We start from the raw sequence: 734 nt of genomic DNA, 5'->3' as shown, positions 1-734 counted from the left end.
ACACCCCTGCATCATACCAAGAGGGCTTTTTTTGATCAAGTCCCCGGAAAAGCTCCTAACGGGAATGCTCCTTTTTAACGGCCGTTTATGCTAGAAGGCTGGTGATTTACAAATGCTACTCTCTACCAGTGTCTCAAAAATTGAAAAACCTTGCAACACCATAACTTCGTTCTTTGTGATTGATCGCCAATCAGGCGAATCCCATTGTTTTTCTTGAGTCTTAGATGAAGAACAAAAACAAAAGCAAGTTTCATGGAAAACTTGCTTCTGTATTCTTACTGATAACAGAACATTACTCATAGTAATAAAAGCACACCCCTACAGGTTTAGCTGCATATCCATATCCTACTTTAGAATCCCATCCAATAAGGGGGTCGTACCAAACATCAAAATTATAAACTTTGTAATACGGTCTAGCAATAATGGTATAGGTTTTTCCCGCTGGAACTCGAATTTGATAGGTGTCTGTAACTTCATAAGATTTTGTCACATTAAATCCCAACGTTGCTGAAACTGTTTCAGCGCTTATATTTGTGTTCGATGACCATGTGGCAGAAACACCTTGTTTTACAGACATGGTAGCTGTTGATGGTCCTTTAAAGGTAGATTGTCTTATTATTTCTATTCCGCATGCCTCACTAGTAGTAATGTTTTTTAGATAACTGTAGATGAGCAAATTTGCTAACATAAATTGACAACTAAACAAAAAAGGAGACATGAACCCGATTCCTTGG

At 38.0% G+C, this 734-nt stretch carries 1 protein-coding gene; it reads right to left on the bottom strand.

Annotation, left to right across the window (positions count from 1 at the left end):
- Positions 1-292 precede the first annotated feature (292 nt).
- Positions 293-734, bottom strand: a 442-nt coding sequence (locus tag B4113_RS20470) for a DUF6426 family protein (protein WP_369802241.1), incomplete at its 5' end; no start/stop codon positions are given.

The organism is Geobacillus sp. B4113_201601 (assembly GCF_001587475.1).
GTDB classification, from domain to species: Bacteria; Bacillota; Bacilli; order Bacillales; family Anoxybacillaceae; genus Geobacillus; species Geobacillus icigianus.
This window is presented reverse-complemented; position numbering and strand designations above follow the sequence as displayed.